Below are 16,110 nucleotides of genomic sequence, written 5' to 3'. Positions count from 1 at the left end.
ACGAGGCCCCGTTCAATTCTCCGGTCTCAGGACGCGACCGCGACCTCCGGTGGGGCCTGGGTGCCCAGCGCAATGACGCCGTAGTCCCACCCCTTGCGGCGGTAGACGACGCTGGGGTGGTCGGAGCGGGCATCGATGAAGAGGAAGAAGTCGTGCCCGACCAGCTCCATCCGGTCGACGGCATCTTCGACCGTCATCCACTCGGCATCGAACTGCTTCTGCCGGATCACGACCGGGCAGTACTCCTCTTCTTCGGCGGCCTCGTCCTGGACGGGGACGGAGCCCGTCGCGACGGCGCGGAGCACGTCCACGGACGCGGGCTCGACATCGATGCCCGCGAGCTCGCCCGTGCCCTTCTCGAACTTGGCACCGCGCGGGTGGTTCCGGGCGTCCACGCGCTTCTGCTTCGCGCGCCGGATCTGCTCCGAGATCTTGTCGACGGCCAGGTCGAGCGCGGCGAACTTATCGGAATCCGTCGCCTCCGCCCGGACCACGGGACCCTTGCCATCGAGCGTGAGCTCGACCGTGTCGTCCTCCATCCGGCCATTGCGATAGGAGCGATGCGTCACCTTGATTTCGAGCGTGTTCGCGCGGGGCGCGAGGTGCTCGATCCGGCTGACCTTCTCTTCGACCACCGAGCGGAATCGGTCGGTGATACCGACCCCCACGCCGACGATGCTGGTGTCCATCCGTGACCTCCTTGTTCCGGGTTCCGCCCGGTCTAAGGGCGGAACAGCCGTCGCCTTCAGTCATCCCCACGGTAGTCGCGTCGACACCGCGCTGTCACGTTTTCATCACCTCCGATTCATGTGTGGGTCCGCCGCGGCGTGTACGCGAGCGTCACGGCGAGCACGTGCTCCGCTCCGGCGGCGCGCAGCGCCCCCACGGCCTCGCGGAGCGTTGCGCCGGTGGTCACGACGTCGTCCACGACGACGACGGTGCCCGCGGGAGGGGTACGCGCCGCGAACACCCCGGCGACGTTCGTCCGCCGGGCATCGCGCCCCAGCCCGCGCTGATCCGCCGACGCACGGCGCACCCGCAGGAGCGGCGCGGCCCGGCCACCGGCCCTGCGCAGCAGAAGGTCGACGGGCCGATACCCCCGACGGCGGTCGGCGGCCCGGGACGCAGGCACGGTCGTCACGGTCGCTCCCGGCGGCGCGGCGGCCAGCGCCGCGGCGAGCGCCGGCGCGAGCACCCGAGCCACGCTCGTGCGGCCGTCGGACTTGAACGCGCGGATCATCCGGGCCACCGCGCCGTCGAACTCCACGGCGGAGATGACATCGACGTCGGGCAAGAGAGGGAGCCGTCGCGGACGGGGCGTCACGGCGGCCCGGCATCCCTCGCACACGTCGACGTCGAGCGCCCCGCACCCCGCACACGCCACCGGGAACCAGAACGTCACCGCGTCGGCGACCGCCGCGCGGACCCCATGCGACCAGGAAACCGGAACGGTGCTCATGGGGGAAGGATGCCGTCTCGCACCGCTCGCCCGCCGGTGCGCCGACCCGATCCGGGGAGGGAGTGCGAAATTCGCCGACCGGGGAGGAGGGGTCAGGACGTGGTGCCCTGCTGCACGGCGAGCACGCGGACATCGCTCGCGACGAGGGTCCACGAGCTTCCACGGCGACTGAAGAGCCGCCCGGTGTCGTCGAGGACGCGCACACTCGCGCTCCCGCCCGCTATCGCCTGAGCGTTCTCGGGAACCGCGCCGACCGTTCCGCGTCCCCCGACGCTGAGCTCGTCGAGGCGCGCCGCGCCGTCGACCGAGGTGAGCACGCCGACGGTGGTGTCATCCAGCCAGGCGAGGTCGAACGCCCCGGGCTCCGAGAAGGAGAGGACGTGCGGCGGTCCGAGACTCACCGCGGTGCCCTCACGGACGATTCCCGCCAGCCACACCTCGCGGACCCCCGCGACCGTCACGACCGCGGCCACGCGTGTCCCGTCACGCGAGATCTGGAAGGACACCACCTCCGAGGCATCCGGCCACGCGTTGCCGATCTCCTGCGGCACGCCCTGCGGCGTGTAGGCGCGCAACTGTGTTGGCGCAGAGCGGGGAACGCTCCAGATCGCGCCCTGCGCGTCGATCGAGGGGGGAAGGAGCCCCGGTCGGGTGTCGAGCGCGAAGCTCCCCCCGTCGGCGAGCACGCTCGCCACGACACCCTCCTGCGTGAGGACAGCGGCGAGGCTGCGGTCGGCTTCCAGCTCGATGCTGACGGGGGAAAGGGCTTCCACCGCGTCCGAGAGCGAGGGGATGGTGTCCACGGTCTCGCCGCTGAGCACCCCGAAGGTGCCGTCCGCGGTGAGCACGGCGGGTGAGGGATCGACACGCGTGACCTTGACCGGCAGCTCGCTGGCGGCGATGGGCGTGCCGTCGACCGTCATCTGCACCTCGCTGATCCCGGCGGTCACGAGACTGCGGGTGAGCTGCGTCTGCATGCGGTCCAGCGTCGTGCGGTCCAGGCTCAGCGCCGCCTGCGGCAGCTGCACCTGCGCCACCCCGTCGGACGAGAGCGTCACCGAGCGTCCCACCAGCGACAGTTCGTCGGGGAACGCGCTCTTGACGGCGCCCGCGAGCCAGGTGCTGGGCTTGCCGTCGACGAGCGCGGTCGTCACGCGACTGGCAACGAGCGGGCGAGGGAACCAGCGCACGTCCGGGACGATGAAGCTGTACGACGGGTCGAAGTAGGCCACGGATGCCGCCTGGTAGACGGTCGGGAAGACCTCCTCGTACAGCACGACACCGTCGGGCGCGGACGTGATCCGCCACTGGTCGTCCACGCGCGCGAGCGTGAACGACAGGGCCTCGGTGGCACCGTTCACCGCCGGGGCGTAGGCCCCGTTGGCATCCACCCCGGCGACGGTGGTCAACTGGACGCCGACGCTCGACCCGTCGGCGTTCGCGGTCGCCCGACGGTCGGCGAGACGGTCAATCGTCACACGCGCGCGGGGGTCCCACGACGTTCCCGGAGCCAGGAAGAGCTTCGCCGTCGCCCAGTCGTCCGCCGGCCCCGAGCCGGCCCGAAGGAACCCCTCCACGATCTCGGTCGGGGAGGCGTCGTCCTGCGGACCGTCGGGCACGAACGCGAACTGCTGCGCCTCGTCGCCCTGCGGACCGCGCCCCGGATTGACGTAGCCGGTCGTGGGGAGACCCGTGCAGGCGGTCAGAGCCAGCACCAGGAGCAGGCTGAGCCCGGCGAGGATGCGTTTCACGAGGGAGTCCTCCCCGTCCGTCCGAGGGAGATGGGCTGCGTCAGCCCGAGGGCCTCGAGAGCGCCGCCCTGTTCGTCTTCCGGCACCAGACGCAACGGCGAACCGCCGAGCGGGCGGCCGTCGCGCGGAAGCGTGAGCAGGAAGTTCGACCCGTGCCCGAGCTCGGACCATACCGACAGCGTGCCGCCGTGCAGACGCGCGTCGCCGAGCGCGATCGAGAGGCCGAGACCGGTGCCCCCGATCGTGCGCACGCGCGACGGATCGGCCCGCCAGAATCGGTCGAACACGCGCTCCACGTCGTCGGCCCGCATGCCCATGCCGAAATCGCGGACGCTGAGGGCGACGGCATCCCGGTCGCTGTCGACCGTGACGACGATCGGACGCCCCTCACCGTGCTCGATCGCGTTGCCGAGAAGGTTGCGGACGATGCGCCGCACCCGCCGCCCGTCCATGTCGACGGGCGTGTAGCCCCCGGGCGCGACGAGACGCACGTCGCTGCCGTGCTGGTGGGCGAGCTGCTCCATCGAGGCGATGACGTCCTCGGCCAGGTGGGCCATGCTCGTCGGCTCGAGCTCGAGCTGAACCGACCCGGCGTCATACCGGCTGATCTCCAGCAGGTCGGTGAGGAGAAGCTCGAACCGCTGCACCTGCGCGTGCAGCAGCTCGGCGGCACGTGCCGTGGTCGGTTCGAAATCCGCGCGCTGGTCGTTGATCATGTCGGCGGCGAGACGGATCGTCGTCAACGGCGTTCGCAGCTCGTGCGAAACGTCCGACACGAATCTCTGCTGCACGAGCGACAGATCCGCGAGTTCCTTGATCTGCGACTCGATGCTGTCGGCCATGGCGTTGAACGATCGGTTGAGGGTCGCCAGCTCATCCTCTCCGCGCACGGGCAGACGAACCCCGAGGTCGCCCGCCGCGAGTTTGGCGCTGGTCTCGGCAGCGTCTGCGATCGGCGTCGTCACCGACCGCAGCACCACCCAGGCGATGGCCCCGATGAGGACGACGAGCACCAGGCCCACCACCCACAGCAGAACCTGGACGAATGCCAGCGTCTGGGAAGCGCTCGTGAGGTCGTACCCCATGTACAGCTCGTAATAGTCCACGCCGTCCTGCGCCGGGAAGCGCAATTGATGCCCGACCAGGATGCCGGGAACCTCGCGCCCCGTGTCCGACGGCAGCGCCACGGACTGCCACCACTGCAGGTCGGGGTTGGACTGCACCTGGGTGCGGAGGGCGTCGGTGACGATGCGCGAGTCGAACGACGGCGAGATGAAGGGCTGCGGGGCCAGCGGCGAAGGCGGCCCGATGCGGTACAGGGCGATGAGGTCGCTGGAGGACTGCTGCGACAGGCGCGTCGCGATCCCGTTCATCAGCGTCTGCGCCGCCGCGGGGTCGGTGGAGTCCACCGCTGCGTCGAGGGTCGCCTGGGCGGCCGCCGTCGCTCGCTGCGCCTCCAGAAGCACCTGATCCTTGCGCGCCGTGAACAGCTCGTTCTGGATGACGAGGGCCATGGCGACACAGGTCACCAGAATCGTCGTGGCCGTGAGCGCGACGGCGATCACGATGGTGCGGAAACGCAGCGACCTGCGCCAGAGCGTCGAGACGCGGTCGCGGAGACCACGCCAGTCGATCGGCCGCCTCACCCGGGAGACCGGGATCGTGCGTCCCGCGCCCGTCATGGGAGCCTCAAGCCACCGCGCCGGCGCGATAGCCCACCCCGCGCACCGTGGTGACGATTCGGGGATTGTCGGGATCGGCCTCGATCTTGGCGCGCAGACGTTGGACGTGCACGTTCACCAGACGGGTGTCGGCCTTGTAGTGGTAGCCCCACACCTGTTCGAGAAGCATCTCGCGCGAGAAGACCTGCTGCGGCTTCTCGGCGAGGGCGACGAGGAGCTCGAACTCCAACGGGGTCAGGGCGATGGGAGCGTCGCCGCGCCGCACCTCGTGAGCGGCGACGTCCACGACGAGGTCGCCGATGCGCAGGGTCTCGTCGATCGGAGCCTGCGCAGGACGCAGACGCGTGCGGATGCGCGCGACGAGCTCCTTCGGGTTGAACGGCTTGACGATGTAGTCGTCCGCCCCCGATTCCAGTCCCTTCACCACGTCGGCGGTGTCGGTGCGGGCGGTGAGCATGATGATCGGGACGCCGGACTCCGCCCGCACGCGCGTGCAGATCTCGATTCCGTCGACGCCCGGCAGCATCAAGTCGAGCAGGATCAGGTCGGGACGCTCGGTACGCCATGCCTCGACCGCCTGGGCGCCGTCGGCGCAGAACGCCGTCTCGAATCCCTCGGTGCGCAGCACGATGCCGATCATCTCGGCGAGCGCGGTGTCGTCGTCGACAACCAGGATCCGTGAAGTCATCGGGTGTGCGTCTTCCGTCTCGGCCCCATTCGGAAACGGGCAATGCGCCGCGGGCGGGGCGCATCACCCCGAGCGTAGTCGACGTGCGCGCGAAGAGGCTGAGCGTGTCGGGGGTGTGTGACACGATGAATCCACAGCCGACCGCCGAGGAGGCCACCATCGTGACCGCGTACCCCGCCTGGACGCCGGCTTCGCGCGCCGGGATCGTGCCTTTGCACCCCTACGGCTTCGGGACGATCCTCGGCCGCTCCTTCGTGGCACTGCGCCACAATCCGCGGGTGCTGCTGGGCTTCGCCCTCGTCGTCCAGACGGTCGCCTATCTGATCGTCAGCGCCGCGCTCGCCGCCGTCGCCGTCGCCAGCTTCTCGCGACTCGACACACTCGTGGAGGGCAGCGACGAGTTCGACGCCGTCCTGACCGGATCGATCGCCCTCACGGGCGTCGCAGCTCTCGTGCTCGGCGCCCTCGCCGGCACCCTGAGCGTGCTCGTGCAAGCGGTCGTGGTCTCCGAGGTCGCTTCCGCCGTCGTGGCCGAGAAGCCGACGCTGCGCGACGCGTGGCGCCGCGTTCGACCGGTCTTCCTCCCCCTCCTCGGGTACGCCCTGCTGACCCTGCTCGCCGCGACGGTGGTGATCGCGGTGCTGGGCGGGATCGCCGTCCTCGTCGGACTCGCGGTCCTTCCGCTCGGAATCGTGCTGGGGGTCCTCTTCGCGCTGGGACTCGTCCCTCTGTATCTGTGGCTGGCGACGAAGCTGTTCCTCGTCCCCTCCGCCATGATCCTGGAGGGCGTGGGCATCCGCCGGGCCATCGTCCGATCCTGGGTGCTGACGCGTCGGCGCTTCTGGTCGACGTTCGGCGTGATCGTCATCATCTCGCTCGCGTTCGGGTTCGTCGCGCAGGTCATCTCGATCCCCCTGAGCCTTCTGTCCGGCGGGATCTCGGCCATCGTCGCGCCCACCGGTGCCGACGACCCGAGCGGTCTCGTCGCCTTCGTCGTCATCCAGTTCGTCGGGCAGATCGGCATCCTGCTCGTGCAGTGCATCGCCGTCGTCGTCCAGTCGACGTCCGCGGTGCTCGTGTACGTCGACGCGCGGATGCGGGTGGAGGGTCTCGACCACGACCTCGCCACCTACGTGGAGGCGCGCGACGGGGGTGCAGCCGGGCTCATCGACCCGTACCGGATCGGGCTCGGTCGCGCGCCCCGGCCCGCGCCCGCGTGGAGGACGGCCCCGTTCCCCGCGTCGCCCGTACCCGGGGCCGCCGCGCCATCCTGGCCGGCACCGGCATCGGCCGTCCCGGGAGCCCCCGGCACCGGAGCTCCCCACGGGTCGTGGCCCGCGCCGCCGCCACCCGTCCAGCCCTCCGGCGCACCGGCGCAGGCGCCCCGCCCGCCGCAGCCCCCCACCCCTCCTGCGTCGTCCGACCCGACCGCCTGGGCCGCTCCCGGCGGCCCTCCCCCGAGCCCGTGATCCTGGGCATCGGGTCGCGGTCGACGTTCGTGCCGCTGCTCCCCGACGCCGACCAGGCGCGGGAGTGGGCGGAGCGCGAACTCGCCGACCCTGTCTATCGCGCGGCCGAACCGACGGCCTTCGACCGTGCGGCGCGGGCGGTCCGCGACTTCATCGAGGGGCTGTTCACGGCTCCCCTCTCGGGCGATTGGGGCCCGTGGGCTTTCGTGGTTCTGGCCGTCCTCGTCGTCGCGGCGATCATCGTCGGCCTGCTGATCTGGGGGCGCCCCCGCACGCCTACTCGAGGCCGACCACCCGCACGTGCCGTGTTCGACGAGGACGACGGGCGCTCCGCCGACGAGCTCCGCGCAGACGCCGCGACCGCAGCGGACCGCGCCGACTGGGACGAGGCGATCGTTCTGCGCTTCCGCGCGTTCGCTCGAGGACTCACCGAGCGCGGCATCGTGGATCCCCCGCCGGGAGCGACCGCGCGCGCCTTCGCCCGGTCCGCCGGCGAGACACTCCCGACTCTGGATGCCTCCGCTGCGCGGGGCGCCGCGGCGTTCGACGACGTCCGCTACCTCGGGCGCGCCGGTACCGCCGCCGCCTACGACCTCGTCCGCCGCCTCGATGACGACGCCGTGCGATCCCGCGTAGGGGCACCGGGCGCCGGGGCGGTCGTCCCGTGACGTCCACGACCGCTTCAAAGACCCGCCGTCGGATCGGCGCGGGCTGGCTCGCCCTCGTCGCCGCGCTGGCGGTCGTCGGGCTGATCGGAACGACGCTGGTGTTCGGGGGATGGACTCCGCGCGACGCCCTCGAGCCCGGCTCCCCCGCGCCCGAGGGCACGCGTGCGCTCGTCCGCGTCCTGGAGCAGCAGGGCGTGCGTGTCGTCATCGCGCGCGATCGCGCCACCGCAGAGCGCGAACTCGCGGCCGCCCCCGCCACGCTGGTCCTGCGCGACGCTCCGATGCTCTCGGATGCCGGCCTGGCGCGGCTCGCGGCGGAAGCTCGCGACGTGGTGCTCATCGAGCCCCGCTCCCGGAGTCTCGACCTGCTGGTGAACGGTTCGTCGCTCGCCGATGTCGTCGAGGAGCGTCCGGTCGATCCGTCCTGCGACGTGCCCGCGGCCCGAGCGGCCGGACCCAGCCGCGTCGGCGAGCTCTACCGTCCGGGGGACGGGGTGACGGGCTGCTATCCCGCGGAGGGCGGGTTCGGCGTCCTCGTCCGGGAGAACGGCGAGGGCACGACGGCGGCGCTCGACGGCCTGTCGGTCCTGACCAATCGTGCTCTCCCCCTCGACGGCAACGCCGCTGTCGCTGTCGGCCTCCTCGGCCGGTCCCCCACGCTCGTGTGGTACGTCCCGTCGCCCGCCGATGCCGACACCGGCACGGCCGTTCCCACCCTCGGCGACCTCACTCCCCCGTGGGTGACGCCGGCGATGGTGCTCCTGCTGGTGGCGGGGCTGACGGCGGCCGTCTGGCGCGGACGACGGTTCGGACCGCTCGTGGCCGAGCGGCTGCCCGTGACGGTGCGAGTGAGCGAGACGACGGAGGGCCGCGCCCGCCTCTACGCCGCCTCGGGCGACGCGGACCACGCGCTGAACGAACTGCGTCGCGCCGCGCGCCGCCGCCTCGTGCGCCTTCTGGGCCTCTCCGCGCGCACACCGGCGCAACAGGTGGCCGACGCCGTCGCGGAACGGCTCGGCGCCGACCGCGCGGTGGTACGCGGCATCCTGATCGACGACTCCCCCCGCACCGACCGCGAGCTCGTCGCGGCCAGCGACCGCCTGCGCGATCTCGAGACGAGCGTGCGTGCGACCCTCCGAACGGAAAGGACCCCCCGATGACCGACAGTCCTCTCGGCTCCCCCGCCTCCGACGACCTCCCGGCCGCCGCCGACGCCGTCGAGCCCTCGCCGAGCGCCTCGGTCGCTCCTCGCCGGGAGGTTCGCGACGCCGAACTGCGGCAGGCGATGCACCGCGTTCGCACCGAGGTCGGCAAAGCGGTCGTCGGCCAGGACGGCACGATCACGGGCCTCCTGATCGCGCTGCTCGCCCGCGGCCACGTTCTGCTGGAGGGTGTGCCGGGGGTCGCGAAGACGCTGCTCGTGCGCTCGTTCAGCCGCGCGCTCGGGCTGGACACGCGACGGGTGCAATTCACCCCCGACCTGATGCCCGGCGACGTCACGGGATCGCTGGTGTACGACGCCCGGTCCGGAGAGTTCGAGTTCCGCGCCGGCCCCGTCTTCACGCACGTGCTGCTGGCGGACGAGATCAACCGCACCCCGCCGAAGACGCAGGCCGCGCTCCTCGAGGCGATGGAGGAGCGTCAGGTCTCGTCCGACGGCGTGAGCCGGCCGCTCCCCGACCCCTTCCTCGTCGCCGCGACGCAGAACCCCGTCGAGCACGAGGGCACCTACACGCTGCCCGAAGCGCAACTCGACCGGTTCCTCCTCAAGCTGGTCGTCGATCTGCCCGGCCGTGACGCCGAGGTCGACGTGCTCCGTCGCCACGCCGACGGATTCGATCCCCGCCGTCTCGGCGAGGCGGGAGTGGATGCCGTCATCACGCCGTCCGAGATCCTCGCGGCGCAGCGCGCAGCGGCATCCGTCTCGGTGGCCGATGACGTGCTCGGGTACGTCGTCGATCTGGCCCGCGCGACGCGGCAGAGCCCGTCCGTGCTGCTCGGGGTGAGCCCGCGCGCCTCGACGGGCCTGCTCGCCGCCGCGAAGGCGTGGGCGTGGCTCGGCGGATACCCCGCCATCACGCCCGACCACGTGCAGACGATGCTCGTGCCCGTGTGGCGCCACCGCATCCGACTTCGTCCCGAGGCGGAGATCGAGGGCGTGTCGGTGGATGCCGTTCTGACGTCGGTTCTGCAGCAGACCCGCGTCCCCCTCTGATGTACGTCACCGGCCGTCTGGCCCTGCTCGTCGCGCTCGGGGTCGTCCCCGTGATCCTGCTGACCACTGCCGGGGCCTCGCCCTGGGCCGTGGTCGGCGGATGGGTGCTGCTGTGCGCCGGGCTTGCGGCGGCCGACGTCCTTCTCGCCGCGAACGCGCGGACCCTCGAGGTCTCCCGCGTGCTCCCCGAGCGTGCGCTGCGGGATCAGCCGGTCACCGGCGAGCTTCGCGTGCGCAACGGCGGCCGACGGATGCTGCGGGCACGCGTCCGCGATGCGTGGCAGCCGACCGCGGGCGCACCGCTCGAACGGCTGTCGCTCGCCGTGCCGCCCGGTGAACGCCGGGGCGCCGCCTTGTCGCTGCTCCCGCGACGCCGAGGAGAGCTGCGGAGCGAGTTCGTCGTCATCCGTTCCGAAGGGCCGCTGCGCCTGGCCGGACGACAGGCGACGATCCCGGCCCCGGCCCGCCTGCGCGTGCTTCCCCCGTTCACCTCGCGACGGCACCTGCCCTCGCGGCTCGCACGTCTGCGCGAGCTCGATGGAAACACCACCCTTCATGTGCGCGGTGCCGGCACCGAGTTCGACAGTCTGCGCGAGTACGTTCGCGGCGACGACGTGCGTTCGATCGACTGGCGGGCGACGGCACGGGCGGGGACGACGATGCTGCGCACATGGCGACCCGAACGCGATCGTCACGTCGTGATCCTCATCGACACCGGCCGCACGGCGGCGGCGCGGGTGGGCGACGGGGCGCGCCTGGATGCCGCGATGGAAGCGGCGCTCCTGCTGTCCGCGCTCGCGGCGCGCGCGGGCGATCATGTGCACCTGCTCATGTTCGACCGTGTCACGCGGGCCCGCGTCACGCGCGTCGACGGCGCGCAGCTCCTCCCCGCCCTCGTGGACGCGATGGCCCCCGTCGAGCCGCAGCTCATCGACACGGATTGGGATGCCGCTTTCGCCCAGGTCCGTGGTCTCACTCAGCGCCCGGCCCTCGTGGTGCTGCTGACCGCGGCGGACGATCCGGAGGCCGCGCGCGGGTTCCTGGCATCGCTGCCGGCCATCGCGGCACGCTCCCGCCTCCTCGTGGCGACGGCCACCGACGGACCGGGCGAGCCACCGGCGCGCGACGACGCGGCGGCCGTCTACGCCGCCGCGGCCGTCGAACGGGCCCGGTCCGACGCCGAGCGTGTGCGCTCGGCGGTCGAGCGCGCGGGCGGCGATGCCGTCGCCGCGTCGGCCGACGACCTGCCGCCCCTCGTGGCAGACCGCTACCTCGCGCTCAAAGCCGCCGGGCGTCTGTAGGAGCGGCCGCCCGACCGCGGCGCGCACCGCACGTCGCGGCTGGCGGCGTCGAACCGCGGACCGGCCCCGCGGAGCGAGCCCCGAGGCGTTCCGGGAGTAGCACACAGCCGGCCATGCATCCGCTCGTATACATCGCGGCTTATCCTGGGGGGTACCCTTCCCGCCGCCGGCGCGTCCGTTCGCGCTGGGTTCGGCCGTCTACGCACAGGATGCGGAGCTCTCTTGCCAGGAAACGCCACCACCCGCTTCGACGACGTGGCCCTCGTGTCGGTGGCGAGCGTGCTGCCCAGTCGCGTGACCACCTCCGATGACATCGAGGAGCGACTCGCGCCCGCGCTCTCGCGTCTCCGCTTGAAGCCGGGACTCCTCCGACGCGTGGCCGGAGTGGTGGAGCGCCGCAATTGGGCGGAGGGCGAGTCGTCCGACGAGGCCACGATCGCCGCGGGCAAGCAGGCGCTCGCCGAAGCGGGAGTGGACCCGAGCGAGATCGGGCTCATCATCAACACCTCCGTCACGCGCAAGCACCTCGAGCCGTCCGTCGCGGTGCGGCTGCACCACGGCCTGGGTCTGCCGAGTTCGGCGATCAACTTCGACGTCGCCAACGCGTGCCTCGGCTTCATCAACGGCATGAGCCTCGCGGCGGGCATGATCCAGTCCGGCCAGGTCAAGTACGCTCTCATCGTCAATGGCGAGGATGCCGATGAGATCCAGGTCAACACGATCAACCGACTGGTGCGCGAAGACCTCGACCGCGACGCGTTCATGCAGGAATTCGCCTCGCTGACGCTGGGCTCCGGTGCGGCCGCCGCGGTGCTCGGCCGGGCGAGCGACCACCCCGAGGGGCACCGGATCGTCGGCGGCGTCACGCGCGCCGCGACGGAGTTCTACGACCTCTGCGTCGGGAGCGTCGACGGCATGTTCACGGACGCGAAAGCCCTGCTCAAGGGCGGTCTCGATCTCGTCGTCTCGGCGTGGAAGGAGGCGCGGGGCGAGTTCTCGTGGTCGGGCATGGACCGCTACGTCACCCATCAGGTCTCTTCGGTGCACACCTCGGCGATCGTCCGCGCCGCCAAGCTCGATCGGGCCCGGGTCCCGGTCACGTACCCGCACCTGGGGAACGTGGGCCCCGCGTCGATCCCGATCACCCTGGCCGCCGAGCAGAAGACCCTGCGTCGCGGCGATCGCGTGCTGCTGATGGGAGTGGGCTCCGGGCTGAACACCGGGATGCTGGAGCTGGCCTGGTGACGGTCACGGGCCTCTCCGCGACTCTCCCCCCGGTCGGCCTCCCGGGCCTCGACCCCTCCCTCTCCCGACTCGTCGAGGTCGACGGCGGCGGTGCGGATGCCGGAAACCGGCGCACGTGGCACGTGCTCGACACGGGTGCCGCGCTCGCGGAACGCGGCCTCACCCCGGTCGGCACGATCATCGCCGTGCACGGCAATCCGACGTGGTCCTACCTCTGGCGAGCGCTCGTGAACGCCTCCCTCGCGCGCGCCACGGCGAACGGCCCCGCGTGGCGCGTCGTCGCGATCGACCAGCTCGAGATGGGCTTCTCCGAGCGCACCGAGCTGCGGCGCACGCTCGCGCAGCGCATCACCGATCTCTCCGGCCTCGTCGACGCCCTCGGCATCCACGAGCCGATCGTGACGATCGGGCACGACTGGGGCGGCCCCGTCTCGCTCGGGTGGGCCGTGCAGAACAGCGAACGGGTGGCCGCCGTCATCGCGTTGAACACCGCGGTGCATCATCCCGAGGACGCTCCGCTCCCCTTCCCGCTCCGTGTCGCCACGGCGCGCGGGGTGCTCGCGGCCGGGACCACCGGGACGACGGCATTCCTGGACACCACCCTCGCGCTCGCCGACCTCGACCCGGCGGTGCGCGCGGCGTTCCGCGCGCCGTATGCCACGGCCGCACGCCGAAGCGGCGTCGGTGCGTTCGTCGCCGATATCCCCGCCACGGCGGCCGACGAGAGCACCCCAGCGTTGCGTGCGCTGGCCGAGGGTCTGCGCGACCTGGCGGTGCCCGCGCTCCTGCTCCGCGGACCGAAAGACCCGGTGTTCCTCGAGATGCACCTCGATGATCTCGTCGACCGGCTGCCGCACGCCGATGTCCACCGGTACGAGGGTGCCGGGCATCTGATGGCCGAGGAGCGCCCCTACGCCGACGCGGTGCTCGACTGGCTCGCTGAGCGGGTCGTCCCCGGCGCGGCCGCCCCCGCGCCCGCGCCCGTCGACGAGACCCCCGCGCCGGCTCCCCTGTGGGACGCGCTCACGGCCCGTCGCGACGACGACGATGTCGCGGTCATCGATATGGCCACGCGCCGCGGCGATGCCCCGCTGCGGGTGAGCTGGCGGCAGCTCGCCGCCCGCGTCGACGAGCTCGCCGCGGGACTCGATGTCCTCGGCGTCCGCGCGGGCGACCGCGTCTCGCTCCTGGTCCCCCCGGGGCCCACGCTCACGGCCGCGCTGTACGCGTGTCTGCGCATCGGCGCGGTCGTCGTCGTGGCGGACCGGGGGCTCGGCATCCGGGGGCTCTCCCGCGCCGTCCGAGGCGCCGTGCCCGACGTCGTGATCGGCGAGGTCGCCGGCCTCGCCGCCGCGCGGGCGCTCGGCTGGCCGGGACGCCGCCTGTCGGCCGCGGCTCTGCCGGCCGCGGCGATGCGCGCGCTGGGCGTCGAGGCGACGCTCGCCGACGTGGCCCGCGCCGGCCGCGGGCGGACGCTGCCCGCGCCACCTACCGCGGACGCCGACGCGGCGATCCTGTTCACCTCCGGATCGACGGGACCGGCGAAGGGCGTCGTCTACACGCATCGCGAACTCTCGGGGCTGCGCGATGCCCTCGCCGAGCACTTCGCCGTGCGGCCCGACACGGGACTCGTGACCGGGTTCGCCCCGTTCGCCCTGTTGGGGCCGACGCTGGGGACGCGCTCGGCGACGCCCGACATGGACGTCTCGGCGCCGCGCACGCTCACCGCCACCGCCGTGGCCGCCGCCGTCCGCGCCTCGGACGCGGAGATCGTCTTCCTCTCCCCCGCCGCCGTCCGAAACGTCGTCGCCACCGCCGATGTGCTCACCGCCGATGACCGCGCGGCGCTCGCGCGGGTGCGCACGTTCCTGTCGACGGGTGCCCCGGTGGGCACGGCGCTTCTCCGGCGGGCGCAGGAGCTCATGCCGAACGCCACGGCGCACACCCCGTACGGCATGACCGAGTGCCTCCTGGTCGCCGACGTCACGCTCCCGGAGATCGAGGATGCCACCGCCTCCGGCGCTCACGGCGTCTGCGTGGGAACCCCGATCGGCCGCGGTCGCGTGCGTATCTCCGCCGTGGACGCCGAGGGACGCGCGACCGGCGCACCGACGACGGAAGCGGGGGTCACCGGCGAGGTCGTGATCAGCGCACCCCACCTCAAGCGCGGCTACTTCCGCCTCTTCCTCACGGACCGCGAGGCCACCCGCGACCTCGGCGATCTGCGCGGCCGGTGGCACCGGACGGGCGACGTCGGACACCTCGACGCCGCTGGTCGCCTGTGGATCGAGGGGCGTCTCCCCCACGTCATCACGACCGCCGAGGGGCCGGTCACGCCCGTCGGCATCGAGCAGGACGTCGAAGCCGTGCCCGGCGTCGTGCGCGCCGCCGCGGTCGGCGTCGGCCCCGTCGGCCGTCAGGTGGTCGTCGTCGTGATCGAACGCGACCCCGGCGTGCGGCGTGCGGGAGTGGCATCCGCGGGTCTCACCGAGGTCGTGCGGGGCGCGACGGATCAGAAGATCGCGGCCGTGCTCGCCGTGCCAACCCTTCCGACCGACATCCGGCACAACTCCAAGATCGACCGGACACGGCTCGCGGCCTGGGCCGCGCGCGTGCTCGCCGGCGAACGGCCGACGGCACCGTGAAGGTCCTGGCCACCGGCGCGTCCGGGTTCCTCGGGCGCGCGGTCGTGCGCGCGCTGCAGCAGAACGGGCACGACGTCCGCACCCTGCAGCGCCGCCCCTCGGGCGTTCCCGGCGCCGACGACCACCGGGGCTCGGTGACCGACCCGGATGCCACATCCGCCGCCGTTGCCGGGGTCGACGCGGTGGTGCACCTGGCCGCGAAGGTGTCGCTCGCGGGCGATCCCGCCGAGTTCCATGCCGTCAACGTCGAGGGCACCCGGACACTTCTGGACGCAGCCGCCGCGGCCGGGGTGTCGCGCGTCGTGCACGTCTCGTCGCCCTCGGTCGCCCACGCGGGACACGCCCTGGCCGGGGTGGGCGCCGAGCCCGCCGACCCGTCCGCCGCCCGCGGCGAGTACGCCCGGACCAAGGCCGAGGCCGAACTGCTCGCCCTGTCCCGGAGCGGCGACGCGACCTCGCTCGTCGCGATCCGGCCGCACCTCGTGTGGGGACCGGGCGACACGCAGCTCATTGCACGCGTCGTCGACCGCGCACGTCGCGGGCGGCTGCCGCTGCTCAACGGCGGCACGGCCCTCATCGACTCCACGTACGTCGACAACGCCGCGAGCGGCATCGTGGCCGCCCTCGATCGCGTCGACGAGGTCAGCGGTCGCGTGTACGTCCTCACCAACGGCGAGCCGCGGCCCGTCGGCGACCTGCTCGCGGGGATCTGCCGCGCCTCGGGCGTGCGACCTCCGCGGTTCAGCGTGCCCGCGGGGCTGGCCCGTACGGCCGGTGGGCTCGTGGAGCGGGTGTGGGCCGTGCGCCCGGGCAGCGACGAGCCGCCGATGACGCGCTTCCTCGCCGAGCAGCTCTCCACAGCGCACTGGTTCGATCAGACCGACATCCGCCGCGACCTGCGCTGGACGCCCGCCGTCTCGATCGACGAGGGCCTGCGCCGCCTTTCCATCGCCTGACACCCGGCATCCGTCCCCCGGCTCCCGGCCC

The 16,110-nt window shown here is 72.7% G+C and carries 13 protein-coding genes; 8 read left to right on the top strand and 5 right to left on the bottom strand.

The features are described from left to right. Positions 1 to 26 precede the first annotated feature (26 nt). From hpf to mtrA, 5 genes are all read right to left on the bottom strand, one after another. Positions 27 to 689, bottom strand: a complete 663-nt coding sequence (hpf, locus tag ABC271_RS05465; protein WP_412923882.1) for a ribosome hibernation-promoting factor, HPF/YfiA family — start codon at positions 687 to 689, stop codon at positions 27 to 29. A 116-nt stretch (positions 690 to 805) separates the two neighbouring features. Further along, positions 806 to 1,459, bottom strand: a complete 654-nt coding sequence (locus ABC271_RS05460) for a ComF family protein (protein WP_412923881.1) — start codon at positions 1,457 to 1,459, stop codon at positions 806 to 808. Between the two features lie 92 nt (positions 1,460 to 1,551). Beyond that, positions 1,552 to 3,210 (bottom strand): LpqB family beta-propeller domain-containing protein, encoded by a 1,659-nt coding sequence (locus ABC271_RS05455; protein WP_412923880.1) that lies wholly within the window; start codon positions 3,208 to 3,210, stop codon positions 1,552 to 1,554. After that, positions 3,207 to 4,892 (bottom strand): MtrAB system histidine kinase MtrB, encoded by a 1,686-nt coding sequence (gene mtrB, locus ABC271_RS05450; RefSeq protein ID WP_412923879.1) that lies wholly within the window; start codon positions 4,890 to 4,892, stop codon positions 3,207 to 3,209. The genes ABC271_RS05455 and mtrB overlap by 4 nt, the downstream gene beginning before the upstream one ends. A gap of 7 nt (positions 4,893 to 4,899) precedes the next feature. After that, entirely contained in the window at positions 4,900 to 5,580 is a 681-nt protein-coding gene (mtrA, locus tag ABC271_RS05445; RefSeq protein WP_412923878.1) for an MtrAB system response regulator MtrA, read from the bottom strand. A gap of 125 nt (positions 5,581 to 5,705) precedes the next feature. On the opposite strand from mtrA, the gene ABC271_RS05440 reads away from it, so the two are divergent. The 8 genes from ABC271_RS05440 to ABC271_RS05405 all read left to right on the top strand — a co-directional run bounded on the left by ABC271_RS05440 (position 5,706) and on the right by ABC271_RS05405 (position 16,079). Continuing rightward, the gene (locus ABC271_RS05440) at positions 5,706 to 7,049 is read left to right on the top strand and encodes a glycerophosphoryl diester phosphodiesterase membrane domain-containing protein (protein WP_412923877.1); all 1,344 of its coding nucleotides are present in this window, start codon (positions 5,706 to 5,708) and stop codon (positions 7,047 to 7,049) included. Then, entirely contained in the window at positions 7,046 to 7,717 is a 672-nt protein-coding gene (locus ABC271_RS05435) for a DUF4129 domain-containing protein (RefSeq protein ID WP_412923876.1), read from the top strand. The genes ABC271_RS05440 and ABC271_RS05435 overlap by 4 nt, the downstream gene beginning before the upstream one ends. Further along, positions 7,714 to 8,877: a DUF4350 domain-containing protein gene (locus tag ABC271_RS05430; RefSeq protein WP_412923875.1), complete on the top strand. Its 1,164-nt coding sequence runs from the start codon at positions 7,714 to 7,716 to the stop codon at positions 8,875 to 8,877. The genes ABC271_RS05435 and ABC271_RS05430 overlap by 4 nt, the downstream gene beginning before the upstream one ends. 125 nt (positions 8,878 to 9,002) lie before the next feature. Next, positions 9,003 to 9,932 (top strand): AAA family ATPase, encoded by a 930-nt coding sequence (locus tag ABC271_RS05425; protein WP_412926106.1) that lies wholly within the window; start codon positions 9,003 to 9,005, stop codon positions 9,930 to 9,932. Next, a complete protein-coding gene (locus ABC271_RS05420) occupies positions 9,932 to 11,233 on the top strand; it encodes a DUF58 domain-containing protein (protein WP_412923874.1) in 1,302 nt (433 codons plus the stop codon). Before ABC271_RS05425 ends, ABC271_RS05420 begins: the two co-directional genes overlap by 1 nt. Before the next feature lie 222 nt (positions 11,234 to 11,455). Next, positions 11,456 to 12,478 (top strand): 3-oxoacyl-ACP synthase III, encoded by a 1,023-nt coding sequence (locus ABC271_RS05415; RefSeq protein ID WP_412923873.1) that lies wholly within the window; start codon positions 11,456 to 11,458, stop codon positions 12,476 to 12,478. After that, the gene (locus tag ABC271_RS05410) at positions 12,475 to 15,123 is read left to right on the top strand and encodes an alpha/beta fold hydrolase (RefSeq protein WP_412923872.1); all 2,649 of its coding nucleotides are present in this window, start codon (positions 12,475 to 12,477) and stop codon (positions 15,121 to 15,123) included. The genes ABC271_RS05415 and ABC271_RS05410 overlap by 4 nt, the downstream gene beginning before the upstream one ends. Further along, positions 15,120 to 16,079 (top strand): NAD-dependent epimerase/dehydratase family protein, encoded by a 960-nt coding sequence (locus ABC271_RS05405; protein WP_412923871.1) that lies wholly within the window; start codon positions 15,120 to 15,122, stop codon positions 16,077 to 16,079. Before ABC271_RS05410 ends, ABC271_RS05405 begins: the two co-directional genes overlap by 4 nt. Positions 16,080 to 16,110: the final 31 nt, after the last annotated feature.

This window comes from Microbacterium canaveralium, from assembly GCF_047238045.1.
Lineage (GTDB): Bacteria > Actinomycetota > Actinomycetes > Actinomycetales > Microbacteriaceae > Microbacterium.
This window is presented reverse-complemented; position numbering and strand designations above follow the sequence as displayed.

Bases quoted from the DNA above. Each gene is read 5' to 3' on its own strand.
- mtrA (WP_412923878.1), bottom strand. From the start codon at position 5,580: ATGACTTCACGGATCCTGGTTGTCGACGACGACACCGCGCTCGCCGAG.
- mtrB (WP_412923879.1), bottom strand. From the start codon at position 4,892: ATGACGGGCGCGGGACGCACGATCCCGGTCTCCCGGGTGAGGCGGCCG.
- ABC271_RS05460 (WP_412923881.1), bottom strand. From the start codon at position 1,459: ATGAGCACCGTTCCGGTTTCCTGGTCGCATGGGGTCCGCGCGGCGGTC.
- ABC271_RS05425 (WP_412926106.1), top strand. From the start codon at position 9,003: ATGCACCGCGTTCGCACCGAGGTCGGCAAAGCGGTCGTCGGCCAGGAC.
- ABC271_RS05420 (WP_412923874.1), top strand. From the start codon at position 9,932: ATGTACGTCACCGGCCGTCTGGCCCTGCTCGTCGCGCTCGGGGTCGTC.
- hpf (WP_412923882.1), bottom strand. From the start codon at position 689: ATGGACACCAGCATCGTCGGCGTGGGGGTCGGTATCACCGACCGATTC.
- ABC271_RS05440 (WP_412923877.1), top strand. From the start codon at position 5,706: ATGAATCCACAGCCGACCGCCGAGGAGGCCACCATCGTGACCGCGTAC.